This window comes from Pantoea sp. YR525, from assembly GCF_900116775.1.
Classification (GTDB): Bacteria; Pseudomonadota; Gammaproteobacteria; order Enterobacterales; family Enterobacteriaceae; genus Pantoea; species Pantoea symbiotica.
Genome location: NZ_FPBU01000009.1, coordinates 223360 through 237095 on the forward strand (window position 1 = coordinate 223360; position 13736 = coordinate 237095).

Genomic DNA, 13736 nt, shown 5'->3' on the forward strand with positions numbered 1-13736 from the left:
GGCATAATAGTGCCGTTTTGGGACTTTTCCCCGTTTAAATCTGTGAGGGATTTTTCATGAATAAGCGTATTTTGGCGCTGACCTTGTTATTGAGCGGCAGCCTCGCGCTGTCGGGTTGTACCACCAATCCGTATACCGGCGAATCGCAGGCGGGCAAATCGGGCATCGGTGCCGGCTTAGGCGCGGTGCTGGGCGCGGGCGTGGGCGTGCTGTCGTCGTCGAAGAAAGATCGCGGTAAAGGCGCGCTGATTGGCGCGGCATCCGGTGCTGCTCTGGGCGGCGGCGCGGGTTATTACATGGATGTACAGGAAGCGAAACTGCGCGACAAAATGCGTGGCACCGGCGTCAGCGTGACGCGTCAGGGCGACAACATCGTGCTCAACATGCCAAATAACGTCACCTTTGATTCTAACAGCAGCAACCTGAAACCGGCGGGCGCCAACACCTTGACCGGCGTCGCGATGGTGCTGAAAGAGTATCCAAAAACCGCCGTGAATGTGGTGGGCTATACCGACAGCACCGGCACGCGCGCGCTGAATATGCGTCTGTCACAGCAGCGTGCTGACAGCGTCGCCAGCGGTCTGATTCTGCAGGGCGTGGCGCAAAATCGTCTGCGCACGCAGGGTTTAGGCCCGGATAATCCGGTCGCCAGCAATAGCACTGAAGACGGTAAAGCACAGAACCGTCGCGTTGAGATCACCCTCAGCCCGCTGAGCTAAAAGTAGAGCCGACTGCGTGAGCAGGTCGGCTTTTATCACTCTTTTTCGCCACTTTTGACGCCATCTTTGTCAGAAAAAGCTAAAAAATTCGTAACTGATAGAGCCGCCTTTTCCTTTATGCTAGCGTGATCAAAAATTGATCAATGGGACGCTATCATGTCACTGAAAGCCATCGCCGCTACCCTTGGCCTCTCTGTTACTACCGTGAGCCGGGCGCTAAATGGCTATGACGATGTAGCGGCCGTCACGCGCAAACGCATTGAAGATGAAGCGCAAGCGCGCGGTTATCGCCCCAACGATGCGGCCCGCCGCCTGAAAACCGGTCGCGCCAATGCGGTTGGTCTGCTCTTTCCCATCAGCCACGCCTCACTCAATGACAGCTATTACAGCCAAATGCTGCTGACGCTCGATCAACGTCTGGCGCAGCACGATATTGATCTGCTGTTGCTACCCGATAAACCGCAGGAGCTGCAACGCAAGCTGATTCGCATGCTGCGCAGCGGCGCCATCGATGCCCTGATTTTAACCCACACCATGCCGCAGGATGCGCGTTTGCAACGCTTGCAGCAGAAAGGTTTCCGCTTCCTGACGCTCGGCCGCAGCGAGTTGCCGCTGCCGTACGCGTGGATAGATTACGATAATCACGCCGGTACTTTTCTCGCGGCAGAACACTGCCTGCAACAAGGATGGCTGCGTCTGGCTTATCTCGGCAGTAACGAATCGGCGACGTACATCCTCGATCGCCGCCAGGGATTTATTGATGCATTGATTCAGCATCAAGCGCCCGTCGATCAATCTCTGATGGCTGCGTTGCCCGCCACGCGCCGATCCGGCTATCAACAAACCAATGCCTGGCTGGCCCAAGGCGATGCGCCGCAGGCGATCATCACCGATTGCAGCACGCTGGGTGAAGGAGCCGCGATTGCGCTGCAGCAGGCCGCCCGCCTGAAGGGCGCGCAGGCAATTCCGCTGTATGTTTATGATGGATTGCCGCCCGATTCGATTGTCGATCAGCCGGTAAATGCCATTCTGCAATCATCCCAACAGCAGATTGGCGAGCGCATCGCCGAAATGGTGCTGCAACTGCTTGATGATGCACCGCTGAGCGAGCTGCAAACGCTGTGGCAACCGGTGCTGCGACTCACTTCTGACGCGCAATGATTGCGCCTGGCCCGAGCTGTGTTAGTCTTCGCCTGTTTCTTTTCAGCAGGTGTAAGCAATGAAAACCAGGCCGCCACGAGCCACAATCAGTGACGTTGCCCGTACGGCAAAAACCGGTAAAACCAGCGTTTCCCGCTATCTTAATGGCGAAGTGAATCTGCTCTCGCCCGATCTCAAAGCCCGTATCGAACAGGCCATCGCCGAACTCAACTATCGTCCCAGCCAGATGGCGCGTGGACTGAAACGCGGCCGCACGCGATTGATCGGCCTGATCATTGCCGACATTACCAATCCTTACTCGGTAGACGTGCTGAGCGGCATCGAAGCGGCGTGTCGTGCACAGGGTTTTACCCTGCTGATGTGTAACACCAACAACGAAGTCGATCTCGAACAGCATTACCTACAATTGCTGAGCAGCTATCAGGTAGAAGGCATTGTGGTGAATGCCGTGGGCATGCATGAAGAAGTGCTCAATCGGCTGCAACAGTCGATGCTGCCGATGGTGTTGATTGACCGAAAAATCCCCGATTTCGCCTGCGATATGGTGGGGCTCAACAACGTTGAAGCCTCCACAATTGCCACCCAACACTTACTGGATAACGGCTATCAAGCCCTGCTCTTCCTCAGCGAGCCGCTCGGCAGCGTCAACACGCGCCGCGAACGTCTGCGCGCTTTCTACGACACGGTGAAAAGTGCGCCACAGATTGCGGCAGAGAATGCCGAAGTGGCGCTGCATCAGCCCGACGCGCTGGAAAAACAGCTGCGCGAGTTCCAGCAGCGCCATGCAGATAAACGCTGTGCGGTGATTGCCGCCAATGGCGCGCTGACCTTGCAAGTGGCGCGCGCGCTGCAGCGTCTTGAGCTGCGCTGGGGCGAAGCGATTGGCCTGCTGGGCTTTGACGAACTGGAATGGGCGGCGCTGGCGGGCGTCGGCATCACCACGTTAAAACAGCCCACCTGGCAGATTGGCTACGCCGCGCTGGAACAAGTCATTGCACGCATCGAAGGCAGCGAGCAATCGATCAGCGAACAGCTCTTCTCCGGCGAGCTGATCGTGCGCGGCTCCAGCCAGCCGCTGCGCTAACCTCCACTTTTATGGCTCACTTCGTGAGCATGATCATAATTTCACGGTCTGCCCCTTCTCTTTGGAACCGGTTCCATTTAGGTTTTTTATAACGAATGGGATGTGGTCATGCCCGGAGAAACGTGATGAAACCAGAAATTATTGTTGTAACTGCCGCATACGGCGCGCAGAAAGTAGCGGAATTGGGTGGCCAGGCCGCGCTGTTACCGCTGATCAAACAGGCGGGCGCGGATGGCGTTGAAATCCGTCGCGAGCTGTTCAACGAAAACGAACTTTGCTTGCTGCACGCACTCGGCAATGCGATTTCCCAGCATCAGCTGAGCGCCAGCTATTCCGTGCCGGAAGCACTGTGGCTGGATGATGGCGCGCTGAATCCGCGTCTGGCGCAGTTCCTGCAGGAAGCTGAACAAATCGGCGCTAAGCGCCTGAAAGTGGCGCTCGGTCATTTTGTGGAACTCGATGCCAGCGCGCTGCGCGCTGTGTTGCAAGCCTCAACGGTGACGCTGGTGGTGGAAAACGATCAAACCCCGGACAGCAAACTGGCGCCGATGCTGCGCTTCTTCCATCAAGCCTGCGATGCCGCGTTACCGCTGGATATGACCTTCGATATGGGCAACTGGCAGTGGACCGGCGAAGACGGTTTACAGGCCGCAGCTCAGCTCAGCCGCTACGTTAGCTATATTCACGTTAAAACGGCGGTGCCGCACGGCGAGACTTTCCGCGCTATCGCGCTGGATCAGGCCGACGATAGCTGGCGCTCGCTGCTGAACGCGCTGCCAACCGACGCGCCGCGCGGCATCGAATTCCCGCTGGAAGGTGCGGATTTGCTGGCGGTAACTCGCCATTACGTTGACCTGCTGCGTGCAGCGTAAGGAGCCGATGATGACGCAAAAAACGCTGGATGTGGTGACGATTGGCGAAGCGATGGCGATGTTTATCGCCCAGCAAACCGGCGATCTCGCCGCAGCGGAAGGCTTCGTCAAACGCATTGCCGGAGCCGAACTCAACGTGGCGATTGGCCTGGCGCGCCTTGGTTTGCAGGTCGGTTGGGTGAGCCGCGTCGGCGACGACAGTTTTGGTCGTTTCACGCTGCAACAGCTGGAAAAAGAGGGCGTCGATCACCGCTGCGTCACCACCGACGCACGCTATCGCACTGGTTTCCAACTTAAATCCCGCGTCGATGACGGCTCCGATCCGGAAGTGGAATATTTTCGCAAAGGCTCCGCCGCCAGCCATCTGTCGCCCGACGATTTCAACGATGACTACTTTGGCAGCGCGCGCCATCTGCACTTAAGCGGCGTGGCGGCGGCGATCTCCGACAGCTCACTTGCACTGGCGCAACACGCGGCCAAAGAGATGCGAGCGCGGGGTAAAACCATCTCCTTCGATCCCAACCTGCGCCCGGTGTTATGGCGCAGCGAAGAGGAGATGCGTAAACAGCTCAATCATCTGGCGGAATACGCCGATTGGGTGCTGCCGGGCGAGAAAGAGGGTTTGATTCTTACCGGCTATCGCCAGCCGGAAGCCATCGCCGATTTTTACCTCGATAAAGGGGTGAAAGCGGTGGTGATCAAAACCGGTGGAGACGGCGCCTGGTACAAAACCGCCGACGGCCAGCAAGGCCAGGTCGCACCGATTCGCGTCGAGAACGTGGTTGATACCGTGGGTGCGGGCGACGGCTTTGCTGTTGGGCTGATCAGCGCGTTGCTCGAAGGAAAATCTCTGCCGCAGGCGATTCTGCGCGGTAATAAAATCGGTTCGCTGGCGATTCAGGTCGCTGGCGACAGCGAAGGCCTGCCGACACGTGCGGCGTTGGGCGATTATTAAATATTTACGATAGTCGATGCGTTTTGTAGGGTCGCCATTTATGGCGACCGCCAAACAAAGATTTAAAAAATATCTGTACCTACTACAACTATATTGCGAGGCGCATCCACTGAATGCGTCCACCTCAACCAGAGGAGTCACCCATGAAATCGCAGACAATCGCGCCAAAACGCTGGTGGTTTATCATGCCCATCGTGTTTATCACCTACAGTCTGGCGTATCTGGACCGGGCGAACTTCAGCTTCGCCTCTGCCGCAGGGATAAATGACGATCTCGGCATCACCAAAGGCATGTCATCGCTGCTGGGCGCCCTGTTCTTCCTTGGCTACTTCTTCTTCCAGATCCCCGGCGCGCTGTATGCCGAACGTCGCAGCGTGAAGAAGCTGATTTTCTGGTGCCTGATTTTATGGGGCGGCTGCGCCTCGCTGACCGGCGTGGTGAGCAACATCCCGATGCTTGCAGCAATCCGCTTTGTGCTCGGCGTGGTTGAAGCGGCGGTGATGCCGGCGATGCTGATCTATATCAGCAACTGGTTTACCAAATCCGAGCGTTCGCGCGCCAATACCTTCCTGATCCTCGGTAATCCGGTGACAGTGCTGTGGATGTCGGTGGTCTCCGGCTATCTGATTGAATCCTTTGGCTGGCGCGAGATGTTTATCTTCGAAGGCATCCCGGCAGTGATCTGGGCGGTTGCCTGGTGGTTCCTGGTGCAGGACAAACCGGCCCAGGCCAAATGGATGAGTGAAAGCGAGAAAGCCGCGCTGCAGGCGCAGCTGCAAAAAGAGCAGGAAGGCATTAAAGCGGTACGTAACTACGGCGAAGCGTTCCGTAATCGCAACGTGATCCTGCTGTGCCTGCAATATTTTGCCTGGAGCATCGGCGTGTACGGTTTCGTGCTGTGGCTGCCGTCTATTCTGCGTAACGGTTCGCAGATGGGCATGGTAGAGGCCGGTTGGCTGTCTGCAGTGCCTTATCTGGTGGCGACCATTGCGATGATTGTGGTTTCGTGGGCCTCCGATAAGACCCAGAACCGTAAACTGTTTGTCTGGCCGCTGCTGCTGATTGGCGCGCTGGCGTTCCTCGGTTCGTATCTGGTCGGTTCCAGCAACTTCTGGCTGTCGTATACGCTGCTGGTGATCGCCGGTGGTGCGATGTATGCGCCGTACGGTCCGTTCTTCGCCATCATTCCGGAGATGTTGCCGCGCAACGTTGCCGGTGGTGCGATGGCACTGATCAACAGCATGGGCGCTCTCGGTTCCTTCGTCGGATCGTGGATTGTAGGCTATCTTAATGGCGCGACCGGTTCGCCTGCCGCCTCCTACATTTTCATGGGTGCTGCGCTGTTGGCCTCGGTCTGGCTGACATTGATCGTCAAACCGGCGCAGAATAAAACATCGCCGCCGATGCATGGCGCAAAGCACGCGTAATCAATTCGGGAGGCCTCAAGGCCTCCTCACCATTTTATAGGGAGCAAAAGATGAAACCTGCTGTGATTCTTTATAAGAGCCTGTCAGATGACCTGCGCACCAAGCTGGATGCCCATTTCACCGTCACTGAAGTGCATGACATTTCGCCGGAAACCATCCAGAAACACGCGGCGCAGTTCGAACAGGCGCAAGGTTTGCTCGGCTCTGGCGGCAAAGTGGATGGCGAGCTGCTGGCAAAAATGCCCGCGCTGCGCGCCTGCTCCACCGTGTCGGTGGGTTACGATAACTTCAACGTCGACGCGCTGAATCAACGCAAGGTGTTGCTGATGCATACGCCAACCGTGCTGACCGAAACCGTCGCCGACACCATGATGGCGCTGGTGCTAAGCACCGCGCGTCGCGTGACCGAGCTGGATAAGTGGGTGAAAGCTGGCGAGTGGAAAAAGAGCATCGGCCCGGATCATTTCGGCATCGATGTGCACCACAAAACCCTCGGCATTCTCGGCATGGGCCGCATCGGCCTGGCGCTGGCGCAGCGTGCGCACTTTGGCTTTGGCATGAACATTCTTTATAACGCGCGCCGTCAGCATGAAGAGGCGGAAACGCGCTTTGGTGCGCGTGCCTGCGATCTGGAAACCTTGCTGAAAGAGAGTGATTTTGTCTGCATCAGCCTGCCGCTGACCGAACAGACGCACCATATGATTGGCGCGGCGCAGCTCAAGTTGATGAAGCCAAGCGCAATTCTGATCAACGCCGGTCGCGGTCCGGTGGTGGATGAGCAAGCGCTGACTGCGGCGCTAAAAGACGGCACCATCCACGCCGCCGGTCTGGATGTGTTCGAAGTTGAACCGGTGCCTGCCGATGCCGAGATTTTGACGCTGCCGAACGTAGTGGCGCTGCCGCACATTGGTTCCGCCACGCATGAAACCCGTTACGGCATGGCGCGCGACGCGGTAGATAACCTGATCGCCGCCCTGAGTGGCAAAGTCGAGAAAAACTGCGTTAACCCGCAGATCCAAGGCTAAGCTTGCTGTTTTACCCATTGCGCCTGCCAGCGGCGGGCGCTATGGTGGTTCCCCATTCGATTTCACAACGTTTTAACTTCCTATGTCCTTTTCTCAGTTCGGCGACAAATTTACTCAACACTCCGGCATCTCACGTCTGATGGAAGACATGGGTGAAGGCCTGCGCACGCCCGGCACCATCATGCTTGGCGGCGGTAATCCGGCGCAGATCCCGGCGATGAATGATTATTTCAACCAGTTGCTGATGCAGATGCATCAGGACGGCAAGCTGAGCGAAGCGCTGTGCAACTACGATGGTCCGCGCGGCAAAGCGCTGCTGCTGGATGCGCTGGCGAAGATGCTGCGTGAAGAACTTGGCTGGCCTTTAACCGCACAAAACATCGCGCTGACCAACGGCAGTCAGAGCGCGTTCTTCTATCTCTTCAATCTGTTCGCCGGACGTCGCGCCGACGGCAGCAAAAAGCGCGTACTGTTCCCGCTGGCACCGGAATATCTCGGCTACGCCGATGCCGGTCTGGAAGAGGATCTGTTTGTCTCCGCCAAGCCCAACATTGAGCTGCTGCCGGAAGGCCAGTTCAAATATCACGTCGATTTCGATCATCTGCCGCTGAATGACGATGTCGGCTTGATTTGCGTATCGCGCCCGACCAACCCAACCGGCAACGTGATCACCGATGACGAACTGCTGCAGCTGGATGCGCTGGCACAGCAGCACGGCGTACCGCTGCTGATTGATAACGCCTACGGCGTGCCGTTCCCCGGCATCATCTTTAGCGAAGCGCGCCCGCTGTGGAATCCCAATACCATTCTGTGCATGAGCCTGTCGAAACTCGGCCTGCCAGGCGCACGTTGCGGCATTATCGTCGCCGATGAGAGCACAATCGCCGCGATTGGCAACATGAATGGGATTATCAGCCTGGCACCGGGCAGCATCGGACCTGCCATTGCCAATGAGATGATTGTGCGCGGGGATTTGCTGCGTCTGTCGGAAGAGGTGATTAAGCCGTTTTATCAGGCCAAAGTGAGCGAGACGATTGCGATTCTGCGCCGCTATCTGCCAGAGGATCGCTGCCTGATTCATAAACCCGAAGGCGCGATTTTCCTCTGGCTGTGGTTCCGCGATCTGCCGATCAGCACCGAAACGCTGTATCAGCGCCTGAAAGCGCGCGGCGTGCTGATGGTGCCCGGCCACTTCTTCTTCCCCGGCCTGGAACACGAATGGCCACATACCCATCAATGCATGCGCATGAATTATGTGCCGGATGCTGAGAAGATTGAGCGCGCGGTGCAGATATTGGCGGAAGAGTTGGAAGCCGCATTTAGCGATTAATAGGCAAGGTCGCCGATAATCGTGCGGTGTTCGGCCAGGTCGCCATAAATGGCGACCCTACAATCCCGCCGGCAACGACAACTGGCACCACTGCGCCAGTTGCTGAATCGCCTGCTCCACTTCGGCATTCCAGCCAAACCCGGCATTGAGTCGAAAACAGTGATCGTAGCGGTGATCGGTGGCGAAAATGTGGCCCGGCGCGATACCGATGCCCGCATTGCGCGCCTTGAGAAACAGCGCGCGCACATTCAACGCGCCGATCGGCATTTCCACCCACAACACATAGCCGCCTTCAGGATCAGAAACCCGCGTGCCCGGTGGGAAGTAGCGCAGCACCGCCTGACGCATATGCTGGATTTGATTCTTCAACTCACGCCGTAGCTTACGCAGATGCGCATCGTAGCCGCCGCTGCGCAGCAGTTCGGCAATCGCCGCTTGCGACAATACCGACGTGCCCATGCTGGTGGTGTATTTCAGCGAGGCGATTTTGCGCATGTAGTTGCTGCTGTGCACCCAGCCAATGCGAATGCCGGGCGCGACGGTTTTCGAGAAGCCGCTGCACAAAATAGCGTTCGGGCTGAAGGCGCGCATCGGGAACGGGCGGCGTTCACCGAATGCGGTATCGCCGAAGATATCATCCTCAATGATCACCACATCGTTCTCGTCGGCCTGACGCGCAATATAAGCTTTCTGCTCGTTGGGAATGCTTTTGCCCAGCGGATTATTGATGTTGTTGATGGTGAGATAGGCCTGCACCGCCTTACGCTGAAACAGCGCGGTGAGTTTCTCCACATTAACGTAGCCTTCCGGCCCGGCTTCCACCTCAATTACCCGAAGATTGAGGTTATGCAGCATCTGCAGCAGCACGAAATAGCAGGGCGACTCCACCGCGACGATATCGCCCGGCCGCGTAGTAGCGCGCAGCGCCAGCGAAATCGCTTCGATGCAGCCGTTAGTGATCAGGATGTCATCAGCGTTGATATTGCAGCCATAATCCACCGCGCGGCGCGCAATTTCATTTTTCAGCGGCGCATAGCCGGTGCCTTTCACGGTGTTGCCGAGCAGCGCCGGTTTGCTGTATCCCATCTGGCGCATCAGTAAACCAATCTTCTTCACCGGATAGAGTGAGATATCGCCGTTGGCCAGATCGAGCCGTACGCGGCAGTCTGAACCGAGCATCGCCAGATGCAGTTCGGTTTGCTCGTCGAGCGGCGCCACTTCGCGCGCTTGCTCGTTGATGACGGTGGGAAACGTTTTATTAGCAGGCTGCGGGGCGACAAAAAAACCGGACTTGGGACGCGCCACCGCGTAGTGCTCATCCTCAAGGGTACGTAATGTTTTCAGCGCGGTGGTCATGCTGACGCTGTACTGCGTCGCCAGCGTGCGCACCGACGGTAAACGGCTGTCGGGCGGCAGCGAGCCGCTGTGAATGGCTTGTTTTATCTGCTCTGCGATTTGACGGTAACGACTGCCCTGTTCCGTTTCACCCGCCATCTGTTCCACCCTATTTCGTCCGGATCTGTGCGTTTTCACCAGATTACATTCAAAGTACTTTAGGCTGCATTAGTTAATTGATAACCATACGCATTAGTTGCAGTGCCGCTTCCGACTAAAAAATTCATTCCGTAGCACCTTCGTGGCCCATTTCCCGTCTGTTGCCGCCAGCACGGCAACAGCGACTTTATTAGCCAAAGGATGAAGTGAAAATGAATAATCTGTCCACCATGATGCGAGAGATTAGTGGATATCTCACCCCGACGATTATCGATTCTGCGCAACACTGTTCACGCCGTTTATTGGCCGCACTTCCCGACGCCGCGCACCCGGAAAATAACCGCGTGCTGCTGGCCTACGGCGGCGGCAAAGACAGCAGCTATATGGTGGCGTACGTGCGCTACATTCAGGGGCTGATCTGGCAGCAGCACGGCAGCACCTTTCAGCTGCGCATCAGCACCAACCGTCATGCGGCGATGAACGACAGCGTGATGGAGAATATCGATCGCGTATACCGCGCGCTGCACATCCTCGATGATGACTTTACCGAATGTCTGGTCACCGACGGCCTGCAAATCCGTCACTTCGACCGCCATTTACCGATGCCCGATAGCGTGCGCCAGCAGAATCGCAACGATGTGCTGATGAATGGCCACCGCTTCCGCGCCGATGCGCGATCCACCTTTTGTAACGCCTGCAATCTCAGCATGGTGAACTCGTTTGGCCTGGCAGCGCATTACGACGGTGGCGTTGATGTGATCATCACCGGCGATTCGCCGCAGGAACAAACCGCTTATCTGGCGTGGGCGCGCCATCTTTCGCGGCTGTTTGATGCGCCGGTGGCGGATAAATCGCGCGGCTTTAGCGGCTTCCTGCAGACGCTGGATGGCGTGGCCGAGCGCTATTTCGCCGATATCTACGGCGCCGACCAGGTGACACCCGCGCACCGCATTACCTGGCAGCTGGAACGCGATCCGCTGTTCTTCAACATCTATCAAGACACCGCGTATGAAGCCGGTGCGCACTGGGCGCTACTGACCGAATTTATGCATTTCCGCTTTGATGAGCTGATGTTCAGCTTCTCCGAATCGGACTGCGGTAACCCGACGTTAATGGCACATATTCGCGGTCTGCGAGCGGAGACGCTGTTGCAGCGTAGCTACGCCGAAGGCATTCGCGAATATGTGCGCTTTGCGCTCGGGCTGATGGTGAAAAAGGATTTCCCGCCGCAGCTGATCGATGAGATGGCGGCACGCTATCAGGACGATGAGGCGATTAAGCGCGCCCGCCAGCGCGCCGCGCAGTTCGCCGAACAAGCATTTGGCCTCAATGAAACCCAACTGGTTTGCATGATCTATTCGCCGTTTATCGCCGAAGGCCATCAGCTGAAAAGCTGGCTGCAACAGCTGGTCGATGCGCCGGACGAAGCGGCGGTGCGCGCCCTGCTGCGCGGCGAAAGCGACGATCTGTTGCTGGCGCAGCAGCTGGAGCAACTTTCTGGTTTGACCGTGGCGCAGATGCGTCACTGCTGGCGCAGCGCGCAGGTGAGTTCACTGCTGGACGATCAGCGCGGCGATGCGCTTTCGCGCGTGCTGCGTTTTGACCCACATAAAGCAGTGATTCAGGTGAATAACGGTGTCATGCAAGACGTCGTCACTGAAGTGATCTCCGGGCGTTAACCCGGTAAGGCAACGCGATGAGAAAGATTTTCCTGCAGATTGGCGCCACCCGCGACGGACAAAATCCTTACTGCGCGGTGGCCAAACGCGAGGGCTACTTTACCGTGCTGGCGGAGATGGGCGACTTCGTCGATTACCAATCGCTGAGCATTCCGTTGCCGTTCGATCTGATTGTGCGGCTCGATCGCCCGGAAAATCCGTGGGATGTGCTGCAAGCCTGTTTGCACGCCGGGTTGATGGAACATCCTCACGTGGTGCTGGCAGGCTTTGAAGCCTACAACGCCAGCGCCGGTCGCGTGCGCGAACTGCTGGCGGGGCCCGACGCTGGTGTGAGCTTTATTCCGCCGGATAAGTACGCGCAGCGCATGGCGTTACGTAAAGCCTGGCAGCGCTTTCCGCAGCCGGAATTTCGCTTTTTTGCCTCGCCGCTCAGCATTCGGGATGCGCGTGAAGCGCTGCTCTATCCCTGCGTGATTAAGCCGGTTGATGGCGGCGGCGGGCTTGGCATCTGGCTGGTGAAAGAGGCCAGCCAGCTTGATGCGGTGATTGGCAAACTGGTCGATACCATGAATTACGGCGGACGCGGCTTCAGCGGATTTATCGTGGAGAGCTGGCTGGCGGGCGATGAGTATTCGCTGCAAGGCGTGGCGGCGGACGGCCACGCCGTGGCGCTGACCTGCTGCCAAAAGGTGATCGAACACCATAGCGATGCCGATGGCTGCGTCAGTTTTTACGAATCCGGTCATGTGGCGGTCGCGGCGCAACAGCTGCCCGCCAGCTTTACCAGCCTGATGAGCTTCTGCTGCGAAACCTTCGGCTATCGTCAGGGCGCGTTTCATATCGACTTTATTTTGGTCAACGGCGAACCGCACTTCCTCGAAATGGGCTTCCGCCTTTCCGGCATGGGCGTGGTGAATCTGGTGCAGGAAGTCACCGGCATCAACTGGGCAGAAGTGGCGTTTCACATTGAAGCCGGTCACGGCATGCCGCCGCTGCATTTCCCGCCGCAGCCGCAGGCGGTGGGCCGCGTGCGTTTGCGTCAGCGCCTGCAGTATGACGCGGCTGAACGCTGGATCGAACAGCATCAACGCGGTCAGCTGTTGCCGCCGCTCAATCTGCCCGCGCTGGCGGTTTCGCCGCGCTCTTCGCTGTATGCCGATTTAACCCGCCACGCCGGCATTCTCGCCACCTTCCGCCTCGCAGCCACCAGCCGCGACGAGATTCTGGCGGTGTTCCATCAGATTCTTGAGGTCTCATCGCTCACCACACGGAGAGATTTACTATGTGCAGAATGATTGTGGCGCACGGCCAATTTGATGCCGCTGCGGTGCTGGACGCCGCGCGTGCCATGAGCTGCGGCGAGACCGCCACGCACGAAGGTCCGATTAAACAGCATCCCAACGGTTGGGGCTGTTTATGGCTGGAACAAGGGCACATTCGCACGCTGCACGGCACCGGCACCTTCGCCGATGCGTTGCCGACCATTGATGTTGATCGCCTGCGCGGCCGCTTTCTGGCGGTGCATGTACGCCACGCTACGCTGAGCAAAAATCACGGTATCGAATTTTCCCATCCGCTGTGGCGCACCAGCGGCGCCACGCAGTGGTACATGATGCATAACGGTTTTTTGCCCACCGTCTATCAGCAATTGGGCATGGCGGAGTCGCGTTTTGATTCCGCTGAGTATCTGGAATATGTAGTGGATCGCGCCACGCCCGCCGATTTCACCCGCGATTATCTGCGCGACAAGATGGCGCAGGTCGCGCCGGGCGGCAGTTCGGCCAACGCCATTTTTGTCACTCGCGATAAAGCCTGGGCATGGCAATGGCATCCCGACGATACGCCCTATCCCAACTATTTCACGCTGCACCGCTTACAGAACAACAACACCACTTTCATCTCTTCTGAACCTATTTCAGCACTGGGCACGGCGTCTGAATGGCGTCGTATGAGTAACCATGAACTTCATGAATTTCCTATTGGGGAGTGA

The 13736-nt window shown here is 57.6% G+C and carries 12 protein-coding genes; 11 read left to right on the plus strand and 1 reads right to left on the minus strand.

From position 1 onward, the window contains the following. The first annotated feature begins 56 nt into the window (after nt 1-56). The 8 genes from BM323_RS19185 to BM323_RS19220 all read left to right on the plus strand — a co-directional run bounded on the left by BM323_RS19185 (nt 57) and on the right by BM323_RS19220 (nt 8573). On the plus strand, nt 57-719 hold the full coding sequence (locus BM323_RS19185; RefSeq protein ID WP_008105270.1) for an OmpA family lipoprotein: 663 nt from the start codon (nt 57-59) through the stop codon (nt 717-719). A gap of 156 nt (nt 720-875) precedes the next feature. Next, nucleotides 876-1880 carry a LacI family DNA-binding transcriptional regulator gene (locus BM323_RS19190; RefSeq protein ID WP_008105271.1) on the plus strand — a complete coding sequence of 335 codons (1005 nt, stop codon included), beginning with the start codon at nt 876-878 and terminating at the stop codon, nt 1878-1880. A 58-nt stretch (nt 1881-1938) separates the two neighbouring features. Then, a complete protein-coding gene (locus tag BM323_RS19195; protein ID WP_008105272.1) occupies nt 1939-2964 on the plus strand; it encodes a LacI family DNA-binding transcriptional regulator in 1026 nt (341 codons plus the stop codon). A gap of 125 nt (nt 2965-3089) precedes the next feature. Continuing rightward, a complete protein-coding gene (locus BM323_RS19200; protein ID WP_008105273.1) occupies nt 3090-3836 on the plus strand; it encodes a sugar phosphate isomerase/epimerase family protein in 747 nt (248 codons plus the stop codon). Nucleotides 3837-3846: 10 nt separating this feature from the next. Further along, nucleotides 3847-4791: a sugar kinase gene (locus BM323_RS19205; protein WP_008105274.1), complete on the plus strand. Its 945-nt coding sequence runs from the start codon at nt 3847-3849 to the stop codon at nt 4789-4791. A gap of 143 nt (nt 4792-4934) precedes the next feature. Continuing rightward, a complete protein-coding gene (locus tag BM323_RS19210; protein WP_008105275.1) occupies nt 4935-6218 on the plus strand; it encodes an MFS transporter in 1284 nt (427 codons plus the stop codon). Nucleotides 6219-6268: 50 nt separating this feature from the next. After that, nucleotides 6269-7243 carry a glyoxylate/hydroxypyruvate reductase GhrB gene (ghrB, locus tag BM323_RS19215; protein WP_008105276.1) on the plus strand — a complete coding sequence of 325 codons (975 nt, stop codon included), beginning with the start codon at nt 6269-6271 and terminating at the stop codon, nt 7241-7243. A gap of 82 nt (nt 7244-7325) precedes the next feature. Beyond that, nucleotides 7326-8573 (plus strand): valine--pyruvate transaminase, encoded by a 1248-nt coding sequence (locus tag BM323_RS19220; RefSeq protein WP_008105277.1) that lies wholly within the window; start codon nt 7326-7328, stop codon nt 8571-8573. A 57-nt stretch (nt 8574-8630) separates the two neighbouring features. Here BM323_RS19220 and BM323_RS19225 read toward each other — a convergent pair whose 3' ends face one another. After that, nucleotides 8631-10067 (minus strand): aminotransferase-like domain-containing protein, encoded by a 1437-nt coding sequence (locus BM323_RS19225; RefSeq protein WP_008105278.1) that lies wholly within the window; start codon nt 10065-10067, stop codon nt 8631-8633. Between the two features lie 212 nt (nt 10068-10279). Here BM323_RS19225 and BM323_RS19230 point away from each other — a divergent pair, with 212 nt between their 5' ends. From BM323_RS19230 to BM323_RS19240, 3 genes are read left to right on the plus strand one after another with little or no spacing between them, the layout of a single operon-like run. Further along, the gene (locus tag BM323_RS19230; RefSeq protein WP_008105279.1) at nt 10280-11746 is read left to right on the plus strand and encodes a hypothetical protein; all 1467 of its coding nucleotides are present in this window, start codon (nt 10280-10282) and stop codon (nt 11744-11746) included. A 17-nt stretch (nt 11747-11763) separates the two neighbouring features. Beyond that, nucleotides 11764-13041, plus strand: a complete 1278-nt coding sequence (locus tag BM323_RS19235; protein WP_008105280.1) for an ATP-grasp domain-containing protein — start codon at nt 11764-11766, stop codon at nt 13039-13041. Beyond that, complete coding sequence (locus tag BM323_RS19240; RefSeq protein ID WP_008105281.1) at nt 13029-13736, plus strand: class II glutamine amidotransferase; 708 nt, start codon at nt 13029-13031, stop codon at nt 13734-13736. Before BM323_RS19235 ends, BM323_RS19240 begins: the two co-directional genes overlap by 13 nt.

What these genes read in the sequence shown, in the direction of transcription:
- BM323_RS19185 (WP_008105270.1), top strand. Translation starts at nt 57, where the DNA reads ATGAATAAGCGTATTTTGGCGCTGACCTTGTTATTGAGCGGCAGCCTC.
- BM323_RS19190 (WP_008105271.1), top strand. Translation starts at nt 876, where the DNA reads ATGTCACTGAAAGCCATCGCCGCTACCCTTGGCCTCTCTGTTACTACC.
- BM323_RS19195 (WP_008105272.1), top strand. Translation starts at nt 1,939, where the DNA reads ATGAAAACCAGGCCGCCACGAGCCACAATCAGTGACGTTGCCCGTACG.
- BM323_RS19200 (WP_008105273.1), top strand. Translation starts at nt 3,090, where the DNA reads ATGAAACCAGAAATTATTGTTGTAACTGCCGCATACGGCGCGCAGAAA.
- BM323_RS19205 (WP_008105274.1), top strand. Translation starts at nt 3,847, where the DNA reads ATGACGCAAAAAACGCTGGATGTGGTGACGATTGGCGAAGCGATGGCG.
- BM323_RS19210 (WP_008105275.1), top strand. Translation starts at nt 4,935, where the DNA reads ATGAAATCGCAGACAATCGCGCCAAAACGCTGGTGGTTTATCATGCCC.
- ghrB (WP_008105276.1), top strand. Translation starts at nt 6,269, where the DNA reads ATGAAACCTGCTGTGATTCTTTATAAGAGCCTGTCAGATGACCTGCGC.
- BM323_RS19220 (WP_008105277.1), top strand. Translation starts at nt 7,326, where the DNA reads ATGTCCTTTTCTCAGTTCGGCGACAAATTTACTCAACACTCCGGCATC.
- BM323_RS19225 (WP_008105278.1), bottom strand. Translation starts at nt 10,067, where the DNA reads ATGGCGGGTGAAACGGAACAGGGCAGTCGTTACCGTCAAATCGCAGAG.
- BM323_RS19230 (WP_008105279.1), top strand. Translation starts at nt 10,280, where the DNA reads ATGAATAATCTGTCCACCATGATGCGAGAGATTAGTGGATATCTCACC.
- BM323_RS19235 (WP_008105280.1), top strand. Translation starts at nt 11,764, where the DNA reads ATGAGAAAGATTTTCCTGCAGATTGGCGCCACCCGCGACGGACAAAAT.
- BM323_RS19240 (WP_008105281.1), top strand. Translation starts at nt 13,029, where the DNA reads ATGTGCAGAATGATTGTGGCGCACGGCCAATTTGATGCCGCTGCGGTG.